The organism is Martelella mediterranea, from assembly GCF_021021415.1.
Lineage (GTDB): Bacteria > Pseudomonadota > Alphaproteobacteria > Rhizobiales > Rhizobiaceae > Martelella > Martelella mediterranea_C.
Genome location: NZ_JAINWJ010000096.1, coordinates 1 through 1,406, shown reverse-complemented (window position 1 = coordinate 1,406; position 1,406 = coordinate 1). Strand labels below are relative to the sequence as shown.

Annotated in this window: 1 protein-coding gene and 1 pseudogene; one reads left to right on the top strand and one right to left on the bottom strand. The window is 57.4% G+C overall.

Features of this window, described 5'->3' with window-relative positions; translation table 11 throughout:
- Positions 1-92: 92 nt before the first annotated feature.
- Positions 93-1,067, bottom strand: a pseudogene (locus K7H91_RS25455) (multicopper oxidase domain-containing protein); the annotation flags it as partial.
- 106 nt (positions 1,068-1,173) lie between these two features.
- Between K7H91_RS25455 and K7H91_RS25450 the strand changes: the two are divergent.
- Positions 1,174-1,406, top strand: a 233-nt coding sequence (locus tag K7H91_RS25450; protein ID WP_230722956.1) for a transposase, incomplete at its 3' end; no start/stop codon positions are given.

The following is a 1,406-nucleotide window of genomic DNA, read 5'->3' as shown; positions in this document are numbered from 1 at the left end:
CTCTTCTTCGCAGAAAAGCCGGGAAAAATCATAAGACAAGCCTTTCGGCGAGGTCACCGGGACGGCGCTCGGGTCAGTCGTTAAATCCTCGTTCATGACACTGCCTCGACGACGTCGAACATCCCCATCCAGCCAAGCTCGGTGAACTCCGACTGGTGGGCATGGAACATGTAAAGGCCTGGCTCGTGGTCGGCGAATGTAAACTCCAGAATACCCCGCTGCGCCTGGCATTGCATAATGACATCGACGGTCTTTAAAGTCGGCGTGAGGGTGGTACCCTGATCATAGTAATCGAAGAAATTGGCGTGCAAATGAAATGAGTTAATGGGGTCGAATTCGGTGATGTTCACGAGGTAGACGCGCACCGGACGGTTTTTCTCGATCCGAATCGGCTTCTTGGCGTAGCAATGCGCGATTGTGTTGCAGGCATAGAACTCATTCTCGCCATCAAAGGTGGTGTCGAAGGCGTTCATCACCATGGCAAGCTCCTGCCAGCGGGCGTTCTCAGGCGTTCCAAGCAGTCGGGACCGTGCCACATCTTCAAAGTCGGGATGACGTTCGGGGTCCGGGTCGACAACAAACAGTCCGTACATGCCCTTGTGGATGTGCCGCGCGAGCGGCAACGCGTGGCAATGGTACAGATGGCAACCGAAGGGCTTTGCCTCGAACTCGTATACAAACTCTTCCCCTGGGCCTATCAACCCTGCGCCAGGAATGCCGTCCATGCGCGCGGCATGAATGCCGTGGAAGTGCATCGTGTGAGGGTGAGAACCATAGTTACGAAAGACGATGCGCAACTGCTCACCCTCGATGGCTCTCAATGCAGGTCCGGGAACCCGACCATTGAACGTCCAGGCTGGAAACATGACGCCCGGTGCGATCTCAATCTCCTTGTCTTCTGCCGTGACTTCAAAGGTTCGCAGGCGCCTGCCGTCGGGCAAGGTCGAAACTTTGCCGGTGTCCCAGTCCGTCAACATGGCGGTAGGATCGAAGCCGTTTCGGACATCGTCGACCTCTCCCGTCGTGATCATCGCGCCATGGGCGGCGCGATGAGCCGGGACGCCCGCCTTTGCGGCGCTCATAGCGGTCAGAGATGGCTCGGGAAATCTGCACAGCTAGGATAAGTGGAATTTCTGCCTGACTTCGGCTTAGATGCCGTTAACAGGAGATACCATGACGAGACGACCGCGCCGGAACCATAGCCCGGCTTTCAAGGCCAAGGTGGCGCTTGCCGCCATCCGAGGTGAGCAGACGCTGGTGGAATTGTCCCAGCAGTTCGACGTGCACGCCAACCAGATCAAGCAATGGAAGGATCAGCTCCTTGAGGGGGCGACGGGCGTTTTTGGCGATGAAGCGAAGGCGGAACCGGCGGGTCCAACCGTCGATGTCAAAACGCTGCACGCCAA